This window comes from Embleya sp. NPDC055664 (genome assembly GCF_053618075.1).
On sequence record NZ_JBSHGZ010000009.1, the window covers coordinates 90373 to 113671 of the forward strand.

Annotated in this window: 22 protein-coding genes; 7 read left to right on the forward strand and 15 right to left on the reverse strand. The window is 72.3% G+C overall.

Annotation, left to right across the window (positions count from 1 at the left end):
* The first annotated feature begins 46 nt into the window (after positions 1 to 46).
* The 3 genes from hpaD to ACWGR4_RS17990 all read left to right on the forward strand — a co-directional run bounded on the left by hpaD (position 47) and on the right by ACWGR4_RS17990 (position 2768).
* Positions 47 to 1165, forward strand: coding sequence for a 3,4-dihydroxyphenylacetate 2,3-dioxygenase (hpaD, locus tag ACWGR4_RS17980; RefSeq protein ID WP_452132961.1), 1119 nt, complete (start codon positions 47 to 49; stop codon positions 1163 to 1165).
* Between the two features lie 60 nt (positions 1166 to 1225).
* On the forward strand, positions 1226 to 1984 hold the full coding sequence (locus tag ACWGR4_RS17985) for an alpha/beta fold hydrolase (RefSeq protein WP_452132960.1): 759 nt from the start codon (positions 1226 to 1228) through the stop codon (positions 1982 to 1984).
* 97 nt (positions 1985 to 2081) lie between these two features.
* Positions 2082 to 2768, forward strand: a complete 687-nt coding sequence (locus ACWGR4_RS17990; RefSeq protein WP_235619224.1) for a GntR family transcriptional regulator — start codon at positions 2082 to 2084, stop codon at positions 2766 to 2768.
* A gap of 101 nt (positions 2769 to 2869) precedes the next feature.
* Here ACWGR4_RS17990 and ACWGR4_RS17995 read toward each other — a convergent pair whose 3' ends face one another.
* The 3 genes from ACWGR4_RS17995 to ACWGR4_RS18005 form a co-directional block, all read right to left on the reverse strand.
* Positions 2870 to 3607, reverse strand: a complete 738-nt coding sequence (locus ACWGR4_RS17995) for a polyprenol monophosphomannose synthase (protein ID WP_380002555.1) — start codon at positions 3605 to 3607, stop codon at positions 2870 to 2872.
* A 193-nt stretch (positions 3608 to 3800) separates the two neighbouring features.
* Positions 3801 to 4553: an SDR family NAD(P)-dependent oxidoreductase gene (locus ACWGR4_RS18000; protein WP_452134112.1), complete on the reverse strand. Its 753-nt coding sequence runs from the start codon at positions 4551 to 4553 to the stop codon at positions 3801 to 3803.
* On the reverse strand, positions 4550 to 5551 hold the full coding sequence (locus tag ACWGR4_RS18005) for a methyltransferase (RefSeq protein ID WP_380002557.1): 1002 nt from the start codon (positions 5549 to 5551) through the stop codon (positions 4550 to 4552). The genes ACWGR4_RS18000 and ACWGR4_RS18005 overlap by 4 nt, the downstream gene beginning before the upstream one ends.
* A gap of 89 nt (positions 5552 to 5640) precedes the next feature.
* On the opposite strand from ACWGR4_RS18005, the gene ACWGR4_RS18010 reads away from it, so the two are divergent.
* Positions 5641 to 6618, forward strand: a complete 978-nt coding sequence (locus tag ACWGR4_RS18010; protein ID WP_380002558.1) for an aldo/keto reductase — start codon at positions 5641 to 5643, stop codon at positions 6616 to 6618.
* A 435-nt stretch (positions 6619 to 7053) separates the two neighbouring features.
* On the opposite strand, the gene ACWGR4_RS18015 is transcribed toward ACWGR4_RS18010, so the two are convergent.
* The 7 genes from ACWGR4_RS18015 to ACWGR4_RS18045 all read right to left on the reverse strand — a co-directional run bounded on the left by ACWGR4_RS18015 (position 7054) and on the right by ACWGR4_RS18045 (position 15117).
* Positions 7054 to 8082 carry an aldo/keto reductase gene (locus ACWGR4_RS18015; protein ID WP_452132944.1) on the reverse strand — a complete coding sequence of 343 codons (1029 nt, stop codon included), beginning with the start codon at positions 8080 to 8082 and terminating at the stop codon, positions 7054 to 7056.
* Between the two features lie 65 nt (positions 8083 to 8147).
* Positions 8148 to 9275: a zinc-binding dehydrogenase gene (locus ACWGR4_RS18020; RefSeq protein ID WP_452132943.1), complete on the reverse strand. Its 1128-nt coding sequence runs from the start codon at positions 9273 to 9275 to the stop codon at positions 8148 to 8150.
* Between the two features lie 51 nt (positions 9276 to 9326).
* Positions 9327 to 10199 (reverse strand): ABC transporter permease subunit, encoded by an 873-nt coding sequence (locus ACWGR4_RS18025; protein WP_380002561.1) that lies wholly within the window; start codon positions 10197 to 10199, stop codon positions 9327 to 9329.
* A gap of 32 nt (positions 10200 to 10231) precedes the next feature.
* Positions 10232 to 11410: an ABC transporter substrate-binding protein gene (locus ACWGR4_RS18030; protein ID WP_380002563.1), complete on the reverse strand. Its 1179-nt coding sequence runs from the start codon at positions 11408 to 11410 to the stop codon at positions 10232 to 10234.
* A gap of 136 nt (positions 11411 to 11546) precedes the next feature.
* Positions 11547 to 13361: a branched-chain amino acid ABC transporter ATP-binding protein/permease gene (locus tag ACWGR4_RS18035; RefSeq protein WP_452132942.1), complete on the reverse strand. Its 1815-nt coding sequence runs from the start codon at positions 13359 to 13361 to the stop codon at positions 11547 to 11549.
* A complete protein-coding gene (locus tag ACWGR4_RS18040) occupies positions 13358 to 14170 on the reverse strand; it encodes an ABC transporter ATP-binding protein (RefSeq protein WP_452132941.1) in 813 nt (270 codons plus the stop codon). Before ACWGR4_RS18040 ends, ACWGR4_RS18035 begins: the two co-directional genes overlap by 4 nt.
* A complete protein-coding gene (locus tag ACWGR4_RS18045; RefSeq protein ID WP_380002566.1) occupies positions 14167 to 15117 on the reverse strand; it encodes an alpha/beta hydrolase in 951 nt (316 codons plus the stop codon). The genes ACWGR4_RS18040 and ACWGR4_RS18045 overlap by 4 nt, the downstream gene beginning before the upstream one ends.
* Before the next feature lie 92 nt (positions 15118 to 15209).
* On the opposite strand from ACWGR4_RS18045, the gene ACWGR4_RS18050 reads away from it, so the two are divergent.
* Together ACWGR4_RS18050 and ACWGR4_RS18055 are read left to right on the forward strand one after the other, a co-directional pair.
* On the forward strand, positions 15210 to 16640 hold the full coding sequence (locus tag ACWGR4_RS18050) for an amidohydrolase (protein ID WP_452132940.1): 1431 nt from the start codon (positions 15210 to 15212) through the stop codon (positions 16638 to 16640).
* 66 nt (positions 16641 to 16706) lie between these two features.
* Positions 16707 to 17264, forward strand: a complete 558-nt coding sequence (locus ACWGR4_RS18055) for a GNAT family N-acetyltransferase (RefSeq protein WP_452132939.1) — start codon at positions 16707 to 16709, stop codon at positions 17262 to 17264.
* Between the two features lie 90 nt (positions 17265 to 17354).
* Here the strand turns inward: ACWGR4_RS18055 and ACWGR4_RS18060 are convergent, their stop codons facing one another.
* The 5 genes from ACWGR4_RS18060 to ACWGR4_RS18080 all read right to left on the reverse strand — a co-directional run bounded on the left by ACWGR4_RS18060 (position 17355) and on the right by ACWGR4_RS18080 (position 22686).
* Positions 17355 to 19709, reverse strand: coding sequence for a hypothetical protein (locus tag ACWGR4_RS18060; protein ID WP_452132938.1), 2355 nt, complete (start codon positions 19707 to 19709; stop codon positions 17355 to 17357).
* Positions 19706 to 20254 (reverse strand): GtrA family protein, encoded by a 549-nt coding sequence (locus ACWGR4_RS18065; RefSeq protein WP_452132937.1) that lies wholly within the window; start codon positions 20252 to 20254, stop codon positions 19706 to 19708. The genes ACWGR4_RS18060 and ACWGR4_RS18065 overlap by 4 nt, the downstream gene beginning before the upstream one ends.
* 243 nt (positions 20255 to 20497) lie before the next feature.
* The gene (locus tag ACWGR4_RS18070) at positions 20498 to 21769 is read right to left on the reverse strand and encodes a hypothetical protein (RefSeq protein ID WP_452132936.1); all 1272 of its coding nucleotides are present in this window, start codon (positions 21767 to 21769) and stop codon (positions 20498 to 20500) included.
* Positions 21763 to 22272, reverse strand: coding sequence for a SigE family RNA polymerase sigma factor (locus tag ACWGR4_RS18075; protein ID WP_380002572.1), 510 nt, complete (start codon positions 22270 to 22272; stop codon positions 21763 to 21765). Before ACWGR4_RS18075 ends, ACWGR4_RS18070 begins: the two co-directional genes overlap by 7 nt.
* A 174-nt stretch (positions 22273 to 22446) precedes the next feature.
* Positions 22447 to 22686 carry a hypothetical protein gene (locus ACWGR4_RS18080; protein ID WP_380002573.1) on the reverse strand — a complete coding sequence of 80 codons (240 nt, stop codon included), beginning with the start codon at positions 22684 to 22686 and terminating at the stop codon, positions 22447 to 22449.
* A 259-nt stretch (positions 22687 to 22945) separates the two neighbouring features.
* Here ACWGR4_RS18080 and ACWGR4_RS18085 point away from each other — a divergent pair, with 259 nt between their 5' ends.
* Positions 22946 to 23269: a nuclear transport factor 2-like protein gene (locus tag ACWGR4_RS18085; protein WP_380002574.1), complete on the forward strand. Its 324-nt coding sequence runs from the start codon at positions 22946 to 22948 to the stop codon at positions 23267 to 23269.
* Positions 23270 to 23299 lie beyond the last annotated feature (30 nt).

Below are 23299 nucleotides of genomic sequence, written 5' to 3' on the forward strand. Positions count from 1 at the left end.
CACGACCTCTCGAACCGAACAGCGCGTCGAACAGGAGGAGAGCCTCATGCCCACTCCCGCCGTTCCGCCCCCGCCGCCCGTGCCCACCGTCCGCCCCGGCACCCCCGTGCCCGTGCCCGTGCCGGGGGCGATACCCCCGCCCGACATCGTCCGGGCCGCCTACGCCGAGCTGATCGTCACCGATCCCGCCGCGTCCCGGGAGTTCTACGTCGACCTGCTCGGCCTGGTGGTCACCCACGAGGACGAGGAGGCGGTGTACCTGCGCGCCTTCGAGGAGTACCTGCACCACTCGCTGGTGCTGCGCCGCGGCGAGAATCCGGCGCTGGCCGCGCTCGCGTACCGGGTACGCTCGCCCGGCGAGGTCGACGCGGCCGAGCGCTACTACCGGGCCCTGGGCGTGCCGGTGGAGCGCCGCGCGGCGGGCGCCACCCGGGGGATCGGCCGGGCGGTACGGGTACTGGACCCGCTGGGGTTCCCGCTGGAGTTCTTCTACGCGGCCGAGCACGTGCCGCGCCTGCATCAGAGCTACGACCTGCACGGCGCGGGCGCGATCGCCCGGCTCGACCACTTCAACATCGTGGTGCCGGACGTGGCGCGGGCCGAGCGCTACTACCGGGACCTGGGTTTTCGGGTGACCGAGGACATCCGGGGCGCGGACGACACGCTGTACGCGTCCTGGCTGCACCGCAAGGACACGGTGCACGACATCGCGCTGACCGGCGGCGACGGACCCCGGCTGCACCACATCGCGTTCAGCACCCACGAGCGCGGCCAGGTGCTGCATGTATGCGATCTGCTGGGCGCCCGGCGCCGATCGGCGCACATCGAGCGTGGTCCGGGGCGGCACGGGGTGTCCAACGCGTTCTACGTGTACGTGCGTGATCCGGATCTGCACCGCGTGGAGATCTACACCACCGACTACTACACCGGGGATCCAGACCACCCGGTGCTGTCCTGGGACGTGCGGGACAACCAGCGGCGCGACTGGTGGGGCAATCCGGTGGTGCCGTCCTGGTACGCGGAGGCGTCCACCGTGCTGGACCTGGCCGGGAAGCCGCAGCCGGTGTTCGCCCGGGAGGAGAACCACGAGGCGGAGGTGACGGTCGGTGCCGACGGCTTCTCGTTCGCGCGCGACACATCGCCGCAGGTGGGGTCCCCACCGTGAGCATCCACCCCTGGTGTAAGATCCGAAATCGTATCCGAAATAGTCGAGTGGAGAAGTAGGATGCGCACACGGCAGCCTCTCGCCGTCACCACCTATCCAAGCGTCGGGCCCTGCGAAGACGTCGGGGAGTCCGAGCAACCCCCGGTGCTGCTCGTGCACGGATTCTGTTCCGACGCTCGCCGCTCCTGGTTGGAGACGGGCATGGTGACGGCGCTGATCGACGCCGGCCGCACCGTGATCGCGCCGGACCTGCGCGGACACGGCGCCAGTCCGGCCCCGACGAGCGGCGACGAGGCGGACGCGAACACCACCGTCGACGATCTGCTCGCCGTGCTCGACGCGTACGGCGCGGAGCGGGTCGACATCATCGCCTACTCCCTCGGCGCCCGGCTGATCTGGGCATTGGCCGAACGCGCGCCGGAGCGGGTGGGTCGCGTGGCGTTCGGCGGCATGAGCCCGGTCGAGCCGTTCGCCGCCGTGGACGTCGCGGAACTGCGCCGGGTCGTACGCGGCGAGGCGACCACGGCCGATCCGCTCACCGGGATGATCGCGGGCCTGATCCGCGCCGAGGGCGACCGCGCCGACGGGCTGGTCACGTGTGTCGAGGGCCTGCGGAGCACACCCTTCGAGCCCACGCCGTGGGCCGGCCACACCCCGCCGTGGTTCGTGGTGGGTACCGACGACCCGATGACCCGGGACATCGACGCGTTGGTCGCGGCGGCGGCCGGATCACGCATGGTCGTGGTGACCGGCGACCACCACGGCGTCCTGGTCAGCCCCAACTTCCAGGGTTTGGCCGTGTCGGCCGTCGGCCGCTGACCCACCCGCCGCATACCGCGCCGCACCGGATGACACCGGGCCGGGACACCGTGTCCCGGCCCGCGACCGTGTCCGGTCGAGACTGAGGAGACCGTAGTTGAGCCCCGCAAAGGCAACCGCCGCGAGCAAAGCGTCGAAGTCGTCCAAGTCGGAGATGTGTTACGAGCTGCTGCGCGGCCGGATCCTGGACGGCACCTACGGCCCCGGGTACCGGCTGGTGTTCGACCAGCTCGCCCGCGAGGCGGGAGTCAGCACCATCCCGCTGCGCGAGGCGGTACGCAGGCTCCAGTCCGACGGCCTGGTGGAGATCGTCCGCAACGTCGGCGCCCGGGTCGCCGTGTTCGACCGCTCGCAGGTCGAGCACTCGCTCAACGTGCTGGCCCGCCTGGAGGGCTACGCGACGGCGATCTCGGCGCCGCTGATGAGCCCCGAGAACATCGCCGAGGCGAGGGCGATCAACGACCGGATGATCGAGGCGCTGGCCGACTTCGACCCGACCGCGTTCACCGCGCTCAACCGGAGGTTCCATTTCTCGCTCTACGCGCATTGCCCCGATCGGCACCTGAACGCGCTGCTCGAATCCGAGTGGGCCCGCCTGGACCACATGCGCCGCTCGACCTTCACCTACGTCCCCGGCCGGGCTCGCACCTCGGTGCGCGAACACGAGCACCTGCTCGACCTGATCGGCGCCGGCGCCGACCCCGGGGAGATCGAACGCGCGGCCTGCGCCCACAAGATCGCCACCGCGGCGGCCCTGCACCAGGCCAAGACCGGGACGCCGTAGCGGCCGAAGCCCCGTTCGGACCGGCCGCGGGGCGCCGAAAGCCCCGGCCGGTTCGGCCGGGGCCCGGGTACGCCGGCCGCGGCCGGAGCGAGGTCGCGCCGTCAGCCGACCTTGCGCCCGAAGCGCAACTTCCATGGCGTCAGGGCGGATTCGATCTGCACGGCCAGGCTCATCTTCGACGCGCCCTCGGCCCGTTCCTCGAAGCGGATCGGCACCTCGACGATCCGCAGCCCGCGCTTGACCGTGCGGTGGTTCATCTCGACCTGGAACGAGTATCCGTTGCTGTGGATCGACGGCAGGTCGATCGCCCGCAGCGCCGACGCCCGCCACGCCTTGAACCCGGCGGTGGCGTCCTTCACGCCCAGCCGCAGGATGGCGTTGACATAGTGGTTCGCCCACGTCGACAGGACCTTGCGGTACCAGGCCCACTCCGCGGCGGTCGAGCCGCCGCGCACGTACCGCGAGCCGATCACCACGGCGGCGTCGCCGGTGCGCAGCGTGTCGAGCATGGTCGGGATCACCGCGACGGGGTGCGACAGGTCGGCGTCCATCTGGATCACCACGTCGGCGCCCTCGTCCAGCGCGCGGGTGATCCCCGCGACGTAGGCGCGGCCCAGCCCGTCCTTCTCCTTGCGGTGCAACACCCCGACGAACCCCGAGGACTCCGTGGCGAGCTTGTCCGCCACCTCGCCGGTCCCGTCGGGCGAGTTGTCGTCCACCACGAGCACGTGCAGGTTCGGCAGGCCCGACTCCGCGAGCAGGCCGACCAGAACGGGCAGGTTCTCCCGCTCGTTGTAGGTGGGAACGACGACGACGATCCTCGCGAAGGTCTCTACCACGATCCGGTTCCCGCGCGATCTCCCGGAACATCGCGCGGCGGCGTCCAGGCGCCGGCGGACGACAGGTCTGTGTGCATGAGGCGCGAGTCTATCGGCGCACGGGCGCCGGCCGTCCGCACCCGGGCGGCGTGTCCGCCCGCGCGCGGCCGGCGGCACGGCGACCGGGAGTGGCTCCCGGTCGCCGTGGCCGGGCTCAGACCAGCAGTTGGCCGCCGTCGACCTGGACGATCGTGCCGGTGATGTGCGCGGCGGCGGGTGAGGCCAGGAACACCGCGAGCGGGGCGACGTCCTCGGGGACCGCGATGCGGCCGAGCGGGATCCGGGACTCCCACGCCTGCCGGGCCTGCGGGTCGTCCATCAGGCCGGCCGTCATCGGGGTGTGCACCGGGCCGGGCGCCACGCCGTTGACCCGGATGCGGTGCGGGGCCAGCTCGATCGCGCCGGTGCGGGTGAGCGCGTCCACCGCGGCCTTGGTGGCCTCGTAGTGGCCGAGGCCGGCGGTGGGTTGCCGGGCGCCGATCGAGCTGATGTTGACGATCGCCCCGCCCGCGTCCTCGGCGATCATCCGGCGGGCCGCCGCCGCGGTGACGGTGAACGTACCGCGCAGGTTGACCGCCACCACGGTGTCGAACACCTCGATCGGCAGGTCGACCAGGAGTCCGCCGCCCGCGACCAGGCCGGCGTTGTTGACCAGGACCGCGAGCGGGCCCACCTCGACGAGCACCCGATCCAGGGCCGCGGCCACCGACGCGGGGTCGGTGATGTCCATCGCGACCGCGGTGCCGCCGATCTCCCCGGCCACCTTGTCGGCCGCGGCGGCGTCGATGTCGGCGATCACGACCCGGTCGCCGCCCTCGGCGAAGGCCCGGGCGACGGCCGCGCCGATCCCGCTCGCGCCGCCGGTGACCACGACCACCCGCCCCGGCCGCGCGTCCGGGGCGGTCATCGGGCCTCCGCCACGATCACCCGGGGGCTGCCGGGCAGTTCGAGCACGTCCACCGGGTGCCAACCGGCCTCGACGAGCCATTCCTCGACCTCGGCCCGCGGATACACCGTGGTGCCGTCGATGACCAGGTACTCCCCGGCGTGCAGCGTGTCGATCAGGCGCGGCGTCCCGGTCGGCTCCAGGAAGAAGTCGAGCAGTAGCAGCCGGGCCCCAGGCTCGGCGGCCTTGCGCGCCGCCGCCACGATCCGCCGATTGTGCTCGGTGTCGAAGCGGTGCACCACGTGTTCGAGCAGCACCAGGTCGAACCCGGTGGGCACCTCGCCGGACAGCGGATCGCCGCCGATCACCTCGACCCGGTCCTCGACGCCGGCGGCGGCCAGGGTGTTCTCCGCGTGCCCGACGAGGTCGCCGTCGGACATGAACGTCGCGGACAGCTCGGGGTGCGCGCGCAACGCCTCGGCCAGGAACGACCCGGACAGCCCGGCCAGGTCCAGGACCCGCCGGTGGCCGCCGAAGTCGTAGCACCGGACCAGCATCGCCGCGTGCAGCGCGTTGTAGGTCATCACACCGCCGAGGAAGGTGCCGAGCCGGTCGCCGCCGAGGTCCAGCGGGGCGGGGCGGGCGGTGCGCGAGGTCTCGCCGAAGCCGAGCCAGTGCGGGTAGCTGACGCCGTCGAGGAAGGTCAGGAACGGGCGCAGGTCCACCCCCTCCCCCGACCCGGCGAGATGGTGCGCGGTGGCGGGCGAGTTGGCGTAGCCGGCGTCGCCGCGCTCCAACAGGCCCAGGCCCACCATGGTGTCGGCCAGGATCAGTGCGGTCCGCGCGGGCAGTCCGGTACGGGCGACGATCTCGTCGAGCGGCGCGGGGCCGTCGGCCAGGGCCGCGAACAGTCCGGCCTCGCCGGCCGCGAACAGCTGCTTGGCGGCCATGTATCCGATCGCGACGTCGACGATGGGAGCCGGATCGACCGCGGCCCGGGCGTCCGAGGGAACTGGCATGCGGATCTCCTCGAGGGGCAGGAAGTTGGTATCTGGAATGCTATATGATTACCGATGCCATCAACAATGCCGATCTTCGTGGAGGACCCGTGACGCGCTCCCCCGGCAGCAGCCCCGTGCCCCGTCGCCGCCTCGGCGCGCACGGCCCCGACGTACCGGTCCTGGGCCTCGGCTCGTGGAACACGTGGGACCGGATGCGGCCCGCCGACGCCGTCGCGCTGATCCTGGACGCGCTGGCGCACGGCGTGGAATTGTTCGACGTCGCGCACTACGACATGGGCCCGCACGCGGAGAACGCCCGCACGGACCTGATCTTCGGGGAGGCGATCCGCGAGGCGGGCGTGGCCCGCGAGGACTGGCTGCTGTGCGGCAAGCTCTGGCTCTGGGAATACCCGAAAAAGGGCTTCGCCGAGCAACTTGACGTCGCGCTGGACCGGATCGGCACACATCGCGCCGACCTGGTCGTGGTCGGCGACTTCTTCGGCGAATTGCCCATCCCGGCCGTGGTCGCCGACGTCGCCGAACAGATCGCGGTGGGCCGGTTCACCGCGTGGGGCGTCAACAACTGGTCCGCGCGCGACGTGTGGACCGCCCGCCGGTTCGCCGCCGCCGAGGGGCTGACCCCGCCGACGTTCGCCCAACTCAAGTACAGCCCGGCCCGCCGGGCGGTGGCCGAGGGCGCGCCGTTCGCCGAACTCTTCGCCGACGGGATGGCATTGCAGGCGTCCGACGTCCTGGAGGGCGGCATCCTGGCCGGCAACCTGCACCCACGGCGCAAGATCGGCGCCGACCCCGGCAACCTCCGCGACCGCATCCGCGAGGTCTACCCGAAACTCGCCCAAGCGGCAGCCGAGCTGGACGCGACACCCGCCCAACTGGCCATCGCCTTCTGCCTCACCCACCCGGCGGTCGCCACGGTCCTCTTCGGTGCCAGCCGCATGTCCCAATGGCAGGACAACCTCAAGGCATTGGACCTCATCACCAAACACGGCACCACCCTCCGCGACTCCCTGGCGGACATCTGGGTGGACGCCGACATCATCGACCCGGCAGCCTCCGGCACCTGACCCTGCCCCCCGACCGGCACCCAAAACCGCCCGGGCTCCCCTGTTCACCCCAGCCCGGCACTCGAAGCCACCCCACCCCAACCAACCCCCAAACGCGGGCCGGACTCCCCCCTTCAGCCCAGCCGGCACTTGAGGCCAACCCAACCCAACCGACACCCAACGCCGGCCGAACCCCCCACAGCCCGGCCGGCGTTTGAGGCCAACCCAACCCAACCGACACCCAACGCCGGCCAGACTCCCCCCTTCAGCCCGGCCGGCGCTTGAGGCCAACCCAAGTCAACCGACACCCAACGCCGGCCGGACTCCCCCTTCAGCCCGGCCGGCGTTTGAGGCCAACCCAAGTCAACCGACACCAAACGTCAACCGAACCCCCCACAGCCCGGCCGGCGTTTGAGGCCAACCCAGGTCAACCGACACCCGGCGTCGGCCGAACGCTCACGGCCCCTCCGCGGACACCACCTCGCGGTCCGCGTAAAACGGCACAAGGCGCGCCCGCAACGCCGTCGCCCCGACCCGCTCCAGCAGCCGCAACCCCCCGATGTTGTCGGCCAGTTGCGACACCTTCGTCGCGCCGAACAGCACACTCACCGTCGCCGGATGCGACAGCGCGAACGCCACGCACACCTGCGCCGCCGTCGCGCCCAGATCCGCCGCCACCTCGGCGATCCCGGGCGCGGAGGCGATGATCCGCTCCCGCACCCCACCCGGATCCCGCCCGATCTCCCGCGCCGGCGCCACCTTGCCCGCCAGAATCCCACCCTCCAGGACATCGGACGCCTGCAACGACAGCCCCGCCGCGAACAGTTCCGCGAACGGTGCACCGTCCGCGATCGAGCGCCGGCACGGGCTGTACTTGAGCTGCGCCACCTGGGGCCCCGGCGACCCGGCGGCGAGCGCATGCCCCCCGATGGTCCGAATCGCGGTCGCCGACCAGTTGTTCACCCCCCAGTGCCCGATCAGCCCGCTCTTCTCCAACTCGGCCAGATCCCCCGCCAGTCGGGCCAGATCCAGATCCGGATCCCGGATGTCCCCCAGGATCGCCAGGTCGGCATGGTCCGTCCCGGCCCGGAACATCGCCCGCTCCACCTGCTCGCGCAACGACTGCGCGGGATACCCCTCCAACCAGATCTTGGTCGACAACTGGTAGTCCGTACGGGCCAGTCCCGCCGCCCGCACGATCGCCGAGAACAACACGTCGGTGAACACCGGCCGCTGCCCGGGAATCCCGTACACCGCGACGTCGAAGAGGTTGACCCCCCACTCCACCGCCTGCGTGACCAGGTCCACCGCGTCGTGGAAGTCCATCCGGTCGTAGGTGTGCCACGACCCCAACGACAACAGCGGCACCTGCGGCCCGTCCGCACCCAACCGACGCCGCGGCACGATCGCGTCGGAGCCCGCACTCCGCCCGCCGGCCTCCGACGCCGCAGCCACCGACGCCGAGTCCTTCGAAGTCTCACCCATTGCAATGGTCCTTTCGGCACCGCGAACATCCTCGCGGGCCATCGATCTCGGGGACATACGGGACGTCACGGCAGCCAGGGGTGCACGACCGCCTTGACCTGCTCCTGCCGATGCATCGCCGCGAGCGCGTCGGTCGCGCCCGACAGCCCGACCGGAGCGGCGAACAGCCGATCCCACGCGAACCGGTCACTGAAGTCGCGCAGGAACTCGACGGCCCGGTGGTAGTCGCCGACATCGCCGTTGAGCGAGCCGACGACGTTCAGTTCCTTGCCCATCACGGTCCCGAGCGGCAACCGCTCCGGGGTTGGACCGGTACTGCCGACGATCACGAACGTGCCGCCGAACGCGGCGAGATCGACCGCCTCCGCGCCCACCCCCGGCGCCCCGGCCAGGTCCAACACCAGGTCCGCGCCGCGCCCCCCGGTGGCCTCACGTACCGCCTCGCGCCGCTCGGCCGCGTCGACCGCCAGGCCCAGCGTCAGGTCCGCGCCGAACTCCCGGGCCAGGTCGAGCCGGGCCTCGGGCGCGCCGATCGTGATCACCGTCCGGGCCCCGCCGGCCCGCGCCATCGCCCCGGCCACGATGCCGAGCGCCCCGGCGCCCTGTACCACCACCGACGCCCCGGGCCGCACCCCGCCGGCCCGGTCGAACGCGTGCAGCACGGTCTTGACCGCGCATCCCGCGCACGCGGCCCAGGTGTCCGGCACATCGTCCGGGATCACCACCTTCTCCGCGCGCGGCCCGACATAGGCGAACTCGGCCAACCCGGCCGTGGCGTAGGGCCATTGGTCCGCGCGCTGGCGGAACCCGTAGCCCCGGTCCACGCACCCCACCGGCCGGCGCAGCACCGTACAGGCGTAGCAGGTCCCGCACGTGGACTCGGACCAGCCGATCCGATCGCCCACCCGCAACACCCGGCCGAGCGCATCGGTGGCGCCCACCCCCACCGCCTCGACGGTGCCGGTCATCTCGTGGCCCAGCACCATCGGCAACATGCCCGGGAAGCTCATCGCGCCGCGCCACAGGTGCACGTCGGTGGCACACAGCGTGGCGCAGCCGATCCGGACCAACACCGCGCCGGGCTCGCAGCGTTCGGGCAGCCCGATCTCCTCCAGGGTCAGCGGTTCCTCGTGCACGCGCAACACCGCGGCGCGGGTGGAGCCGTCCGGGACGGCCCGGGTTCCCATGATCATCAACACTCTCCGGTTCTTTGTGTCGTCGACCGTGCGCGCATCGGGTCCGGGTCATCGGCTGTGCGCGGTGTCCCACACCTCGTGCCGGCTGCGCCACCACAGCAGCACCAGGATCACCAGGAAGGGAATGACGCCGCGGTATTCGCGCACCTCGCTCAACGAGGCGGAGACGCCTTCCAGGCAGCCGAGCAGCAGCCCGCCGCCCAGGGTCAGCGGCAGATTGCGGAACCCGCCGACCATGGCGACGGCGAGCGCGGTGACGATCAGCTTGCCCAGGGTGGAGAAGTCGCCGCCCAGACGCGGCGCGACCAGGATGATCACCAGCGCGGTCAGCGCGCCGATCGCCACCCACACCGCGGTGGCCAGGCGCGGCGCGGAGATGCCGACCACCTGGGCGGTGCCGGGCCGCTCGGACAACGCCTGCAGGCGCAGCCCGACCAGCGTCCGGCGCAACATCACCTCGACGCCGACGGTGATGGCCACCGCGAAGGCGAGCGAAACCACCACCGCCCAGGACACGACCACGTCGCCGATCCGGAACACCGCCCCGTCGAAGGGCGCGGGGAAGCGGCGCGCGCCGGTGGAGGTGGCGCCGAACAGCCGCAGGCCCACCGCCATCACCGCGACGTACACGGCCACCGTCACCGCGGCCTTGGTGCGCTCGTTGTGCTCGCCGAACCAGCGGATCAGCACCGCACCCAGCACGCCGGACAGCGCCGCGCTGACCGCGACGCCCAGGAGCAGCGCCGGCCACACGTTCAGGCCGTCGTCGGTCAGCGACACCATGGTGAAGGCGCCCATCGCGCCGACCGCGGCCATCGCGAAGTTCACCACGGCCACGAGTCGGTAGGTCAACACCACGCACAGTCCCAGCAGGGCGTAGCCGCCGCCGCTGCTCAGGCCCGCGATCACAGAGTTCAGCATGTCGACACCTCGTTCTCGGGCGATCCGCGCGGCTACTTCTTGCCCGGCACGATGAAGCCTTCGGGCAGTACCTGCCACTTGCCGTCGACGGCCTTGACGAACCGGCTGCCCTGGACCGGGTTGTGCTTGTCGTCGGGGCCGAACACCCAGGGGGAGCCGACCATCGGGTAGTCGATCGGGCTCATCTTCTTGAACGCCTCGGTGACCGTCTTGCGGGTGATGTCGCCCTTCATGCCCTTGAGCACCTGGACGAAGACGTCGGCGGCCATTACCGCGCCCTGGCTGAACGCGGTGCGCTGGATGCCGCGCTTGTCCATCAGTTCGGCCCAGCGCGCGTTGCCCGGCAGGGTGGTGTCGGTGTACGGCTGCCATTCGGTGCCGACGTAGGCCCGCATGCCCGAGGGCACCAGCTTGGCGTTGGCGTCGGTGTAGCTGTTCGCGCCCATGATGAAGTCGACGTTTTGCATGCCCTGGGTCTGCGCCTGGGCGAACCAGGGGCCGACCTGCGCGTTGTAGAGCACGGCCTGGCAGCCGGCCTGCTTGGCGGCGATCAGGTGCGGGGTGGGGTCGCCTTCGCCGACGGCGGTGTCCTTGGCGGCGAGTTGTTTGCCGGTGAGGGTCTCCCACTCCTTGATCGCGTCGCTGATGCCGCCGCCGCTGCCGGGCAGGGTCGTGTAGTAGAGACAGACCTTGTCGTGGTGCAGCGTCTCGGAGGCGTAGTAGAGCATCGCGGTGAGCAGTTTGAACGGGCCGGGGTTGACCGGGGCGATGTCGGGGCTGTTGAAGCACGCGGGGTCGACGCCGACGGCCGGGATGGAGACGATCTTCGCGGTCTTGTACGCGGCGCGGTTGACCCCGCAGTCGACCGCGCTGGAGGAGCCGACCAGGGCGACCACGCCCTTGGACTGCACGAGTTCGACCTCGTTCTCCGTGGAGCGCTGCGGATTCATCGCGTCGTCTTTGCTGATCAGTTCGAGTTTGCGGCCGTTGATCCCGCCGGCCGCGTTGACCTCGTCGAAGACGGCCTTGACCGCCTGCGGGACCTCGGGGGTCTGGAACAGCCCCGTGATTCCGTTGATCGAACCGACCTTGATGGCGCCTTTGGTGGAGCCGCCGTCGTTGCCGTCGTCGGCGGCGCAGGCCGTCGCGGCGAGGGTGAACGCGAGCGCGAGCACGGCCGCGGCCGGTCGGCGTACGAGGGAACGCTTCATGGGAACGTCCTTGTCTTCGTGGGGGGATGGATCGGCACGGAGGTCGATCCGGTCGAAGGCATGCCGGGGGGATCCGGGTCGGCGGCGCGAGCGGGCGCCGGCCCCGGGGACGGTCGGGCGGTCGGGCGGTCGGGGTTCAGCCGGTCGGGGTGATGATCGCGGTCGCGGGGACCGCGCCGTCGGGGGTGTCGGAGCTGCCGAGGTAGGCGGCGGTGACCGCCGGGTCGCGCAGGACCTGTTCGGTGGGTCCGGCGGCGATCACGTGGCCGAAGTCCAGGACGGTGACTTCGCGGCACGCGACCCGCACCAGTTCCATGTCGTGTTCGACCAACAGGACGGACACGCCGTAGCGTTCGGGCACCCGGGCCAATCGTTCGGCCAGGCGCCGGGATTCGGCGGCGGACTGTCCGGCGGCGGGCTCGTCGAGCAGGGCCACCGCCGGTCGGGCGGCGATCGCGGCGGCGACGTCGAGCAGGCGCCGGGTGCCGGCGTCGACGATCCAGACGGGCAGGTCGCCGACGGGACAGCCGAAGAATTCGAGCAGCTCGTCGGCCTCGGCCCGCTCCAGGCGGCGGCCGGCGCCGATGTCGAGGTATTCGTACTGGGTGAGTTCGGGTGCGATCAGTGTGGTCTGGAACGTGCGGCGCAGGCCACGTGCGGCGCGCACCTGCGGGGCGAGTCGGTCGATCGGCACGCCGTCGAGGCGGACCGTGCCGGGGAGGGTGCCGAGGAAGCCGCCGACGGCGGAGATGAAGGTGGACTTGCCCGCGCCGTTGGGGCCGATCAGGCCGACCACGGCGCCGGCGGGCACGGTGAGGTCGACCGCGTCGAGGGCGGTGACCGGGCCGTAGCGCACGGTCAGGCCGGTGACCTCGAGGGCGGGGCCGGTGCCGATGGGCCGGGCCGGGGCGCCGACCGTGCGCTCCGCCGGCGGGCCCGCGTCGGCCCGTTCCCGGTCGGCCGCGGGGGCGGCGTCGCGTTGTTTGCGGGCCTTGGCCAGGCGTTTGCGGTTGCGGGTGAAGTCGGTCTGGCTCATCCCGCTGCGCAGCGCGAAGATCGGCACGATGCCGAAGACGATGCCGCCGAGGTCCTGGGGCAGTCGGACCTTCTCCAGGATGGTGGCCATGGCGGCCCCGAACACCCCGCTCATCAGGGCGCCTTCGGGGTGGTGGGGGCCGATGAGGATGGCGATGGCGAACAGGGTGACGGATTGGCCCATGGCGAAGTTTCCGGCCACCACCAGGCCGAGTTGCCCGGCCATCAGGCCGCCGCCGACCCCGGCGACGAAGGCGCTGATCGCGAACGCGGCGAGTTTGCTGCGGGCCACCGAGATGCCGTGCGAGGCGGCCATGCGTTCGGAGTGGCGCAACTCCAGCCAGGATCGGCCGAGTCGGGTCTTGTCGAGAGCGGCGAGGGCGAGCGCGATCACGGTGAAGACGATCACCACGAGCACGAAGTAGTTCGCGTTGGTGCTGAAGGCGGCGGGCCGGGCCACGGTTTTCAGTTCCTCGGTGCCGGGGAACTGCTTGGCGCCCAGCACGATATCGGTGGACACCGCGGCGCCGAAGGTGATCACCGCGAGGTTGACGCCGCGTACCCGCAGCGCGGGCAGGCCGATCAGCATGCCGACCGGGGCGGCGGCGAGGCCGCCGAGGACCACCCACACGATCAGCCCGCCGGGGGCGTCGGCGAGGTTGAGCCGCATCACCACCCATGCGCCGATCGCGGCGAAGGAGAGTTGGCACAGGGACATCACGCCGGCACGGCCGACGATCACGCCGTAGCTCTGCATGACGACGGCGCCGATCACGCTGGTGATGGCGAGGTAGAGCCAGTAGGGCGACAGGATCGCGGGGACGGCGACGCAGGCCAGGGCGGCGAGCGCGATGCCGATCGCCGCGCGGCGCGGGTCGACCAGGTCCGAAAGGGTCTTCGCGGCCCGGGACTTCATCGGGTGCCACCGCCGATCGGGGTGTCGAGCGGGTGTGGGTCGAGGGCGCGGTCGGGGTCGGTGGGCGCCGGCCCGCCCGGGTCGGGTGTGGTCGAGCCGAAGTAGTACTCGTGCAGTAGCTCGTGCCGGCCGCGCAGGTCGGCGCAGGGTCCGTCGTGCACGATGCGGCCCTTGCGCAGCACGTAGGCGTGGGTGCCGACGTCGAGGGCGAGGTTGGCGAATTGCTCGATGAGCAGTACGGCCAGGCCGGCGGCGGCGAGTTCGCCGACCACGCGCATCAGCCGGCGCACGATCAGCGGGGCCAGGCCGAGCGACATCTCGTCGACCAGGACCACCTTGGGGTCGGTGACCAGGGCGCGGCCGAGTACGAGCATCTGCTGTTCGCCGCCGGAGAGGTGGCCGGCCTGGAGGGTGCGCCGGCGGGCCAGTTCGGGGAAGAGTCGGTAGACCTGTTCCGGATCGCCCGCGCCGGCCCGGGCGACCAGGAGGTTCTGTTCGACCGTGAGGGTGCGGAACGTGGTGCGGGCCTGTTCGACGTAGCCGACGCCGGCCCGGGCGCGTTTGTACACGGGCAGCTTCTGTACCGGGCGGCCGGCGAGTTCGATGGTGCCGGCGGTGGTGCGCACCAGGCCGGCGATGCCGTCCATGAGGGTGGTCTTGCCTGCGCCGTTGGCGCCCAGGAGCACGGTGACCGCGCCGGGGGCCACGTCCAGCGAGACCCCGCGCACCACGGGGATCTCGTCCCGGTCGATGTCCACCTCGCGCAGCCGCAACACGGGTTCGGCGCCGGCCGGGCTCTCGGTGCTCACCGCGCTCTCCCGTCGAACGTGTCCCGCAGCGCGCGGATCACCAGGTCGTGCGCGCGCCGTGCGTCGGTGAGGTCGGTGGCGAGCAGGCCGAAGAAGCCGTGGATGAGCCCGTCGAAGCGCACCACCTCGACCGGGGTGCCGGCCGCGGCCAGCGCCCGCGCGTACTCCTCGCCCTCGTCGCGGAGCACGTCGTATTCGGCGCCGAGCACCAGCGCCGGCGGCAGGCCGGAGAAGTCGTCGGCGCGCAGCGGCAGCAGGTACGGGTCGGTCAGGTCGGCGGCGTCGCGCGGGTACTGGGTGAAGAACCAGTCCATGCTCGCCTTGGACAGGAAGTAGCCGTCGGCGAAGTCCCGGTAGGAGGGCCGCCCGTCGTCGGGATGGCCGACCACGGGCGAGACCAGCACCTGGAGCGCGATCGGCGGGCCGGCCAGGTCCCGGCTCATCAGCGCGACCACCGCGGCCAGGTTGCCGCCGGCGCTCTCCCCGCCGACGGCGATCCGGTCGCCGTCCACGCATCGGCGCGCGCCGTCCTCGTGCAGCGCGCGGACCACGGCGTAGCAGTCCTCGGCGGCGGCCGGGTAGGGGTTCTCCGGGGCCAGCCGGTAGTCGACCGAGACCACGACCGTCGCGGCGCCGGCGCACACGGTGCGGCAGGCGTACTCGTTCTCGTCCAGACAGCCGATGGTCCAGCCGCCGCCGTGAAACCAGACGAGCGCGGGGAAGGGACCGGCCCCCTCGGGGGTGTAGATCCGGACCGGGATGTCGCCGCCGGGCCCGGGAATCGTGGTGTCCTCGACGGCGCCGACCGCCGGCAGGTCGGCCGGCATGGTCCAGGTCTGCGCGAAGCCCTCGCGCATGGCCTGTGCGTCGAGGGCGAGGGGGGCGGGGCCGGATTCGCCGATCCGAGTGCGCTCGATGATCTGCTGGGCTTCCGGATGCAAGGGCACCGTATGCCTCCCAATCGACTCGCAAATCGTATCTGATTGCGTGTACGGTATGGGCTCTCGCAGGGCCTGTCCAGATCCCAGGAGGAATTAAGGTGCGCAACCGCGAATCGTGGAACGCCCGCCGCCCGGCCGCCCCCGCCGACGACGCGCCCGCCGACCTGGTCCTGACCGGCGGACGGGTACACGTCTTCGACGAGGGCGACCACCTCGCGCAGGCGATCGCGGTGCGGGCCGGGCGGATCGTCCGGGTCGGCCACGACCACGAGGTCGCCCCGCTGATCGGACCGGGCACCCGGGAGATCCCGCTGCGCGGGCGCGCGGTGCTGCCCGGCATCAACGACTCGCACCTGCACGGGGTCTGGCTCGGCGCGATGTGGCCGCACCTGCTGATGGACGCGCTCACCGCCGGCGCTTCCGACGCCGCGCCGCCGGCCGCGCCCGTGCTGCGCACCTCGGCCGACCGCCGCGCCGCCATCCTGCGCACCCGCGACCTGCTGGCCGCGCTCGGCGTCACCAGCTACACCGAACCCGGCCTGGGCCCGGGCGAGGACGACGGCGACACGGGCTGCTTCGGCTCCGCCGCGCTTGCCGACTACGCGCAACTGGCCGCCGAGGGCGAACTTGCGGCCCGGGTCACCGCGTTGCTCCTGTTCGGCGAGTTGGACGGCCCCGGCTCGGCCGATGCCTTCACCGCCGGGCTGCGCGAATTCGCCGCCCCCGCCGAGGTGCCGGGCTGGTTCCGGGTGGCCGGCGTGAAGATCTTCGCGGACGGCATCCCGCCGATGCGCAGCGCCTGGGTGTGCGAGCCCTACCCCGACGGTACGCACGGCGCGCTGCTGATCGACGGCGACTCGGCCGCGCAGCGGCTGCGCCGGCTGACCGGGATGATCCGCGCCGCGCATGCGGCCGGGCACCAGATCGGCGTGCACTCCACGGGCGACCGCACCTCCGCCGCCGTGGTCTCCGCCCTCGGCGCGGCGCAGGCCGACGATCCCCGGCCTGCCCGGCACTACCTCATCCACGGCGACCTGCTGCCGCCGGCGACGCTCGCCGAGATGGCCGCGGCCGGCATCGGCCTGAACACCCAGCCCGGCATCGCGGTGGCGACGCGCCCCCTGCTGCACGACACGCTCGGCGCGCACACCCTGGCCCGGATGTGTCCCACCCGCGACGCGCTCGACGCGGGCGTCGACGTCTGCCTCAGCTCCGACTCCCCCGTGCTGACCCCGGACTGGCGCCGCGGGGTGGTCGCGGCGGTGACCCGCGCCGGCGTCGACGGCTCGGTCTGCGGCGTCGACCAACGCCTTGCCGTGCGCGAGGCGTTGCGGGCGTACACGGTCGCCCCCGCCCGCCAGGACGGCGCCGAGTCGTGGAAGGGCTCGTTGGAACCGGGCAAGGTCGCCGACCTGTGCGTACTGGCCGCCGACCCGCTGCGGGTCGAGGTCGAGGCGCTGCCGCAGGTCCCGGTCGAACTGACGGTGGTGGACGGGCGGGTGGTGTACGAGGCGGCGGGTCGGGGGTGAGCGGCCGGCCGCGGCCCCTCGTGCGAAGATCACGGTGATCGAGAACGGCCACCGTGGAGGACGACAATGTTCGCGATATCGCTGGGCGACGGTGCCGAGCTGCGCCCGCTGGAGCCGTGGCGGGCCGAGGAGTTCCTGGCCCACATGGATCGCGGCCGGGAGTTCGTCGGCCGGCACATCGGCTTGGCCGACGCCACCGCCGACCTCGCCGGCGCGCGGGCCTGGCTCCAGTCGTACGCCGACAAGGCCGTCACGGACACCGGTCGGCTGTACGGCATCTGGCTGGACGGCCTTCTCGTCGGCGGCGTGCTCTTCCGGACCTTCGACGCGATCGCCCGCACCTGCGAGGCCGGTTGCTGGCTGGAGCCGGCCGCCGCCGGGCACGGTCTGGCCACGCGCGGATCGCGGGTGATCATCGACTGGGCGATCCGCGAGCGCGGCATCCACCGCGTCGAGTGGCAGGTGTCCGACCGGAACGCGCCGAGCATCAACGTGGCCAAACGACTCGGCATGACCCGCGAGGGTCTGCTCCGGCAGAACCACCTCTACCGCGGCGCATGGCAGAACACCGAGGTCTGGTCCGTACTCGCGCACGAATGGCTCGCCGCGAACGCCCTCGCCTGACCGGAACACCCGAGCCCGCACCGGGGTGCCCCGCGTCGCCGCGACCGACCGGGGCACCCGAACCGGCGGGCGTACCCGGCTCGTTCGGGCTCAGCCGCCGGCCTCCGCCTCCACCGGGCCGTAGTACCCGTCGCCCGCGAACAGCACCCGCACCGGCTGCCCGGCCACCGAATCCGGAACCCGCAGCACCGCCTCGCCCCGTACCCCCGTCATGACCCGCGCGACCTCCCCGCCGGCGCCGAGCAGGACCACGTCCACCTCGAACAGCGGCGCCCCGCACGCGTCCCGGAGCACCACCGCCACGGCGCCCGCATCCCGGGCGGTCACCGCCAGGTCGGGCTCGCGGTTCGCACACAGGTCCCGGGTGAAGTCGCCGACCTCGAACAACTCCGCGCCGCCGAACCCGCCGCCGAACCAACCGATCCCGCCGTTCCCGCGCACCACCGGCCGATAGTGCCCGCGGTCGCCGAGCACCGCGAGCAGCAGGTCCCGGTCCCCGTTGGCGACACCGAGCAGCAGGTACTGCGCGCCGGACGCCCGCAACCGGCGGGTGAAGTCCGCGACGTCGCGGGGCTCGCCCAGGTTGGTGATCCGCCGCTGTCCGCGCTCGCCCATGATCAGGTGCAGGAAGTCCGCCCGGGTGAAGTCGGTGAAGGCGATCGTGCGGCCGTCGGGCACCCGGTCGAGCCCGGCGTAGGCGGCCGTGGGCAGGATCCGCCGGTCCCGGTCCGGGTCCCGCATCAGCTCCACCGCCTCCCGCACGTTCGCCCGATGCGCCCCGAAGCGGTCCCCCGTCCAGGTGTTGGTCGGCTGCGTCGCCCACCACATGGACACCGCCGTGGTCCCCACGAACACCGCCGCGAGCAGCCCCGCGACCACCCGCCGCGCCGACATCGGCACCGCCACCCGTCCCCCGCGCGCCCGGTCGGAGCGTTCCGCCAGCGCCGTCAGCACCACCGCAAGGCCCACACAGCCCAGGGCCGGCACGATCAACTGGTAGCGCGCCCACCACGGCGCCGGCGACGCGATCCCCCACACGATGACCGGAAGCACCAGCCCCCACAGCAGATCGAAGCGCCGCCGAACCCCGAACAACACCAGGCCCACCACCAGGACCGGCAGCAGCAGGTAGATCCACTGCAACCCGAACCCGCCCGGCTGCTGGTCGTACGTATAGGCGAACCGCTCCCGATCCAGCAACCACGAGTGCCACGTGGCCCGCGCCTTCCCCTCCCCGATCACCAGCGGCGAGATGGTGGTCCGGATGATCAACTCGTCGACGGTGCCCCTGCCCGGGAAGCCGAACATGCTGAACGGGTAGAACGGATTGCCGTAGCGAATCCAGGTACGCAGATACCAATAGCCGCCCAGTGCCGTCATCGCCAGGCCGAGCAGCGCCACATTGGGCAGGGCCACCCGGACCAGCGCGGCGGCATCCCCGCGCAGCCCGGCGACCCGACCGCGCGGCGGCCCCGACGGCGCGCCCCGGCGCACGTCGGCAAGCACGTACCCGGTCTGCACCACGACCAGCACGCCGACCATCGCGGCGGTCAACAGGTTCGACGACTTGACCCCGACGGCCACCCCGAGCGCGATCCCGATCCACCACACCTGGCGGCGCAGCGCGCGCGGCAGGTCCACGCCGCGCGTGATCGCCGCCGTCACCGTCGAGCGCAAACCGAGCGTCAGGTGCAGGGCGGCGAGGGCGGTGGCCGTCGTCGCGAAGTCGACGTAGGTGGTCGACGCCTCCAGGAATACCGCCGGAACGGCGAGGATCCCGAGTCCGGCGAGCGTCGCGTGTGCGCGCCGGGCGCCGGCGGTGCGGGCGATCCCGGCGGTGGCGACCGCACCCAGGGCCAGGAAGGGCAGCCCGGACGCCCAGCCCAGGCGGGTGTCGCCGAGGAACGCGCCGGTGAACCCGGTGAGCAGTTCCTGGCCCTGCGGATACACGTCGGCCCACAACACCTGTGGGGTGTGGCCGACATACCCCTGCTGGAGCCAGATCGCCGGCCCGGGCAGGTGGTACCACAGCCCGTCGTAGTCGAGCGGACCAAGGAACACGGCCAGCGCGCCCCGCCAGCAGTACTGCGCGACCACGAGCACCGCCACCACCACGACCGCCGGATGCCGCCACGACCGCCGCACCCGGGGGGCGAGCGCGCGGACCAGGTCCCGGCCCCGCCGGCGCTCCCCGTCGACGCGGGCCCGCCGGGTCGCCGCGATCTCCACCACCGCGACCACGAGGGCGGCGACGAACAGGGGGACCGCGTGCAGTCTGCGCAGCAGGGCGCCGACCAGCAGGGTCAGTACGGACAGTTGGGCCGTGGTCAGCAACAGCCACAGCAGCACGACGTCCACCGCGCGGCGCATCCCGCTCGCGCACGCCAGGTGCCCGCACCCGGCGAGCGTGGCGGCGAGGGCGATCACCAAGACCGCGGCGTTCACCGCAGGCCCGGGGTCGCGTCACGACGGACGTCGGCCGGGAGGGGAGCGGTCACGGTCGCCGGAGCGGAAGCGGTGACGGTCACCGGAGCCGGAGCGGTATCGGTCGCCGCGCGGAAGACCCACGTGCGGTAGCCCCAGAAGCGGAACCCCGTGGCCAGGCCCATCCCGATCACATTGCCGGAAAGGTTGTCCGCGAGCAGGCTGTCGAAGCCCAGGACGTGCCGCGACACCCACAGGCAGCCGACCTGGATAACCAGACCGCCCAGGCTCCAGCCGATGAACAACAACAGTTGCCGACCCGAGTCGTGCGCGGCGCCCGACGCGGTGCGCTCGCGGTAGGTCCACCGCCTGTTGCCCAGGTAGGCGACCATCGTGGCGACACTCAGCGAGAGCAGCTTCGCGGGCAGAGCGGAAACGTCCAGGAGCGCGCGCAGGACGTTGAACAGGACGACGTCGACGCTGTAGCCGACCCCGCCCACCACCGCGAACCGCGATATCTCGGGGACGAATCTGCGCAGGTGCTTCGGCGGTGCGGGAAGGATCATGAGCGGTCTCGTCAACCTCGGGAAGTCGGATGCGGGAGCGCCGGCCGCGGACCGCGGCGTCTTCGGGTGTCGCCGGCCGGTTCGGCGGTACGGACGGCCGGGGCCGGCACCGATCGCCGGGCGGCACGCCGTTTCGGGCAGCGCGGAACCCACCCCCGGCGCCGGGTCGGCGTCGGGGGCAACGCGGAATGTCGTATGGGCGGTTCGGTGGTCAGCGCGCGGGTCGGGGACCGGCGTACGTGCTCAGCGGGCGTCCCAGCGCGGCGAGGCCGCGATCACCTTCAGCACTTCCGAGCCCAACTCCGGTGCGTCCACGGCGAGTTCGCCGTAGGACGTGGTGGACTTGGCGGGCGGCGCGTCCACCTCGAACCGGATGCGCAGGCCGTGCGGCCGGTACGCGGTCAGACTCAGCGGCACGACCCGCCCGTCCACGTTCCGCTTGAGATCGACCACGGCCGGGTTCCCGTCGGACAGGGTCACCTCCCCGCAGGTCCACTGCAGCGGGCCGGTCGGGCAACCCTGCCCCTCGCCGGGGGGAGTCGGGTCGACACGGGCGGTCAACAGGTGCCGGCCGCCGCCGGCCTGCACGACGAACTCGCCGCTGCGCGAGTCCCCGTCGCGGGACAGCAGCTGAACCTGCCCCGGCAAGAGTGCCGGAACCAGGCCCAGCACCTGCTCCGCGGCCGTCGGCTCCACAGCGATCACGGGTGCCCAGACCGGGCTGCGGGCGATCTCGGTGATCTGTTGGATACTCATGGTCGGCACGCCCGCCGCCTCTCCGGCGTCGTCGTACGCGCCGGAGAGGCGGACCCCGACCATCGCCCCGTCGGCTCGGGTGTGTACGACGCTCCACTCCGCGTCCGGACTCCCGGGCTCCTTCGTGGACTTGCGTACGGTCAGTGCGCCGCCCTCGGGCTGCAGCACCCGGACGCATTCGTTGTCCGGGCGAACTCCCGTGCAGTAGGCATAACTTCCCAGCTCGGTACGGCTGCCGGGCACCGGTCGGGAGATCGACACGATCAGCGACGACTTGCCCGCGGCCGTGGCATACGTCCCGGAAACCTGTGCCTCGGTCCGGAGCACCTTGGGCGCGTCGGCCTCGAAACGGCTTTCCGCATCGGTCAGCACCCCTTCCGGGGGCAGCGCCTTCATCAGGTACGGCACCAGGTCCCGGCGCACGTCGGCCGCCGAGGGCAACCGGGTCCGGTCGGCCGCATCCGACGGCGAAAGCCCGAACCCGCCGTCCGTCACGGCCCATCCCCCGATGCTCGCCGCCACCAGCACGAACGCCAGTGCGGACCGACGCAGGGTCCGGGCCCGCCGGCGCTGCCGACCCCGGGCGAGCGACCGCGCCACCAGGTCGGAACTGGGCGCGGGGAAGTCCTCGACGGCGGAGCCGAGCGCCGCGGGCAGGTCACGCTCGTACCGCTCGAAGTCCTCGTCGGTGAGCACGGCCATCATGTCCTTTCGATCGCGATCGCCGGGGTTGGGGGAAGCGGTCGGGTCGGTCAGCATGTCGCCGCCAGGTCCCGCAGTTCGTTTCCGAGCAGCGCCCGCAGGCGAGTCAGCGCCCGCTTGGCGCGGACCGGGACGTTGCCGGGCGCGATGCGCAGGATGTCGGCGGTGTCCTTGATCGAGTAGTCCTCCCAGTAGCGCAGCACCAGCACCGCCCGATCGTTCGGGGACAGCCGGTCCAGGCCCTCCAGGAGGGTCAGCCGCAGTTCGATGTCGCTCCCGTCGGGCGACTGCCGGTCCGGCACGTCGCCGGCGGGCCGCTCCGACCAGCGCCGGAGGCGGCGGGCGGACAGGTACGTCCGTACCAGCGTGGTGTGCGCGTAGGCCATGGGCGCATCCATGGCCCGCACCCGACGCCACACCGGGAACAACTTTCCGAAGGTCTCCTGGACCAGATCCTCGGCGAGATGCCAGTCTCCCGTGAGCAGGCAGGCGGTACGCAGCAGCTGTCCGCTGCGTGCGTGCGCGAACTCCTCGAAATCCGCGGCCATGCTTCTCGACATGGAGCCTCCGTACTTTGGCGTCGCACGAGTAACGCCACGACCCGCGGGTTACATGACACCCTCGCCGAAGATTTTTTCGACGGGTGTCGGCCGCGGCTCCCGGGGGCTCCGATCCGCCCCGCGCCGGGACGCCGAGGGGAGGCAACGCCCCGGATCAACCCGGAGGTACGGTGATCATCCGGGCTCCGCCCGATGCAGGGCGTACCGCAGTGCGTGGACCAGCGCACCCGCGTCGACGGACGGGTCCAGGTACCCGAGCGGCGCGAGGTGGTCGGCGGCGAACGGATGGGGAGCGGACACGGGGGCGACGGGTTCCGGGGCCGGCACGGCCTGCGGATCCAGGCGGGCCAGGGTGTCCTCGATGGCGTCGATGAGGCTGCTGAGCGCCTCGTCCAGCGGTGCCGGTGCGGTCATGGACGGTTAACGAGTGCCGGGTTCACCCGAAACGGCGTACCGCCCGGAGCCATCCGATCGACTGCTTTCCCGTCACTCCCACGGTGCCGCTCCCCGGGCGGACCCGCGCCCGGGCCGAGGCCGGAGCGCGGCAGGGGCGCGGGTCCCACGTCGCGCCCCTGCCGGGTGCGGCGGGTTTATCGGGCCCGGTTGTCGGGGGACTCGTACCGGGCGTCGGTGGCGCTTGTGCCACCGACCGTTTGCCGTTCAGGAGGATGTCGTGACCATCGCCCCCGGGAAACTGTCGGATCCCATCGTCGGAGCCTTCGTCTCCGCCGTGAACGCACACGACAAGGCCGCCTTCGTGGCATTGATGGCGCCCGGGGCAACCATGTCCGACGACGGGACGGATCGTGACGTCGACGACTGGGTGGATCGGGAGATCTTCTCGTCGAACGGGCACATGAACGTGCGCTCCGAGTCCGACGGCGGACGATCGCTCGTCGTCGACTACCGCAACGACACCTCGGGCGAGATGCGCACCACCTGGCGCTTCACGGTCGAGGACGGTCTGATCACGCGCTTCGAAACGGGCCAGGCGTAACGGCCCGGGCCCCACACGACGACGGCCCGC

What these genes read in the sequence shown, in the direction of transcription:
- ACWGR4_RS18025 (WP_380002561.1), bottom strand. Translation starts at nt 10,199, where the DNA reads ATGCTGAACTCTGTGATCGCGGGCCTGAGCAGCGGCGGCGGCTACGCC.
- ACWGR4_RS18070 (WP_452132936.1), bottom strand. Translation starts at nt 21,769, where the DNA reads ATGCTGACCGACCCGACCGCTTCCCCCAACCCCGGCGATCGCGATCGA.
- ACWGR4_RS18005 (WP_380002557.1), bottom strand. Translation starts at nt 5,551, where the DNA reads ATGCCAGTTCCCTCGGACGCCCGGGCCGCGGTCGATCCGGCTCCCATC.
- ACWGR4_RS18080 (WP_380002573.1), bottom strand. Translation starts at nt 22,686, where the DNA reads ATGACCGCACCGGCACCGCTGGACGAGGCGCTCAGCAGCCTCATCGAC.
- ACWGR4_RS18000 (WP_452134112.1), bottom strand. Translation starts at nt 4,553, where the DNA reads ATGACCGCCCCGGACGCGCGGCCGGGGCGGGTGGTCGTGGTCACCGGC.
- ACWGR4_RS18075 (WP_380002572.1), bottom strand. Translation starts at nt 22,272, where the DNA reads ATGTCGAGAAGCATGGCCGCGGATTTCGAGGAGTTCGCGCACGCACGC.
- ACWGR4_RS18065 (WP_452132937.1), bottom strand. Translation starts at nt 20,254, where the DNA reads ATGATCCTTCCCGCACCGCCGAAGCACCTGCGCAGATTCGTCCCCGAG.
- hpaD (WP_452132961.1), top strand. Translation starts at nt 47, where the DNA reads ATGCCCACTCCCGCCGTTCCGCCCCCGCCGCCCGTGCCCACCGTCCGC.
- ACWGR4_RS18020 (WP_452132943.1), bottom strand. Translation starts at nt 9,275, where the DNA reads ATGATCATGGGAACCCGGGCCGTCCCGGACGGCTCCACCCGCGCCGCG.
- ACWGR4_RS17985 (WP_452132960.1), top strand. Translation starts at nt 1,226, where the DNA reads ATGCGCACACGGCAGCCTCTCGCCGTCACCACCTATCCAAGCGTCGGG.
- ACWGR4_RS18015 (WP_452132944.1), bottom strand. Translation starts at nt 8,082, where the DNA reads ATGGGTGAGACTTCGAAGGACTCGGCGTCGGTGGCTGCGGCGTCGGAG.
- ACWGR4_RS18030 (WP_380002563.1), bottom strand. Translation starts at nt 11,410, where the DNA reads ATGAAGCGTTCCCTCGTACGCCGACCGGCCGCGGCCGTGCTCGCGCTC.
- ACWGR4_RS18035 (WP_452132942.1), bottom strand. Translation starts at nt 13,361, where the DNA reads ATGAAGTCCCGGGCCGCGAAGACCCTTTCGGACCTGGTCGACCCGCGC.
- ACWGR4_RS18055 (WP_452132939.1), top strand. Translation starts at nt 16,707, where the DNA reads ATGTTCGCGATATCGCTGGGCGACGGTGCCGAGCTGCGCCCGCTGGAG.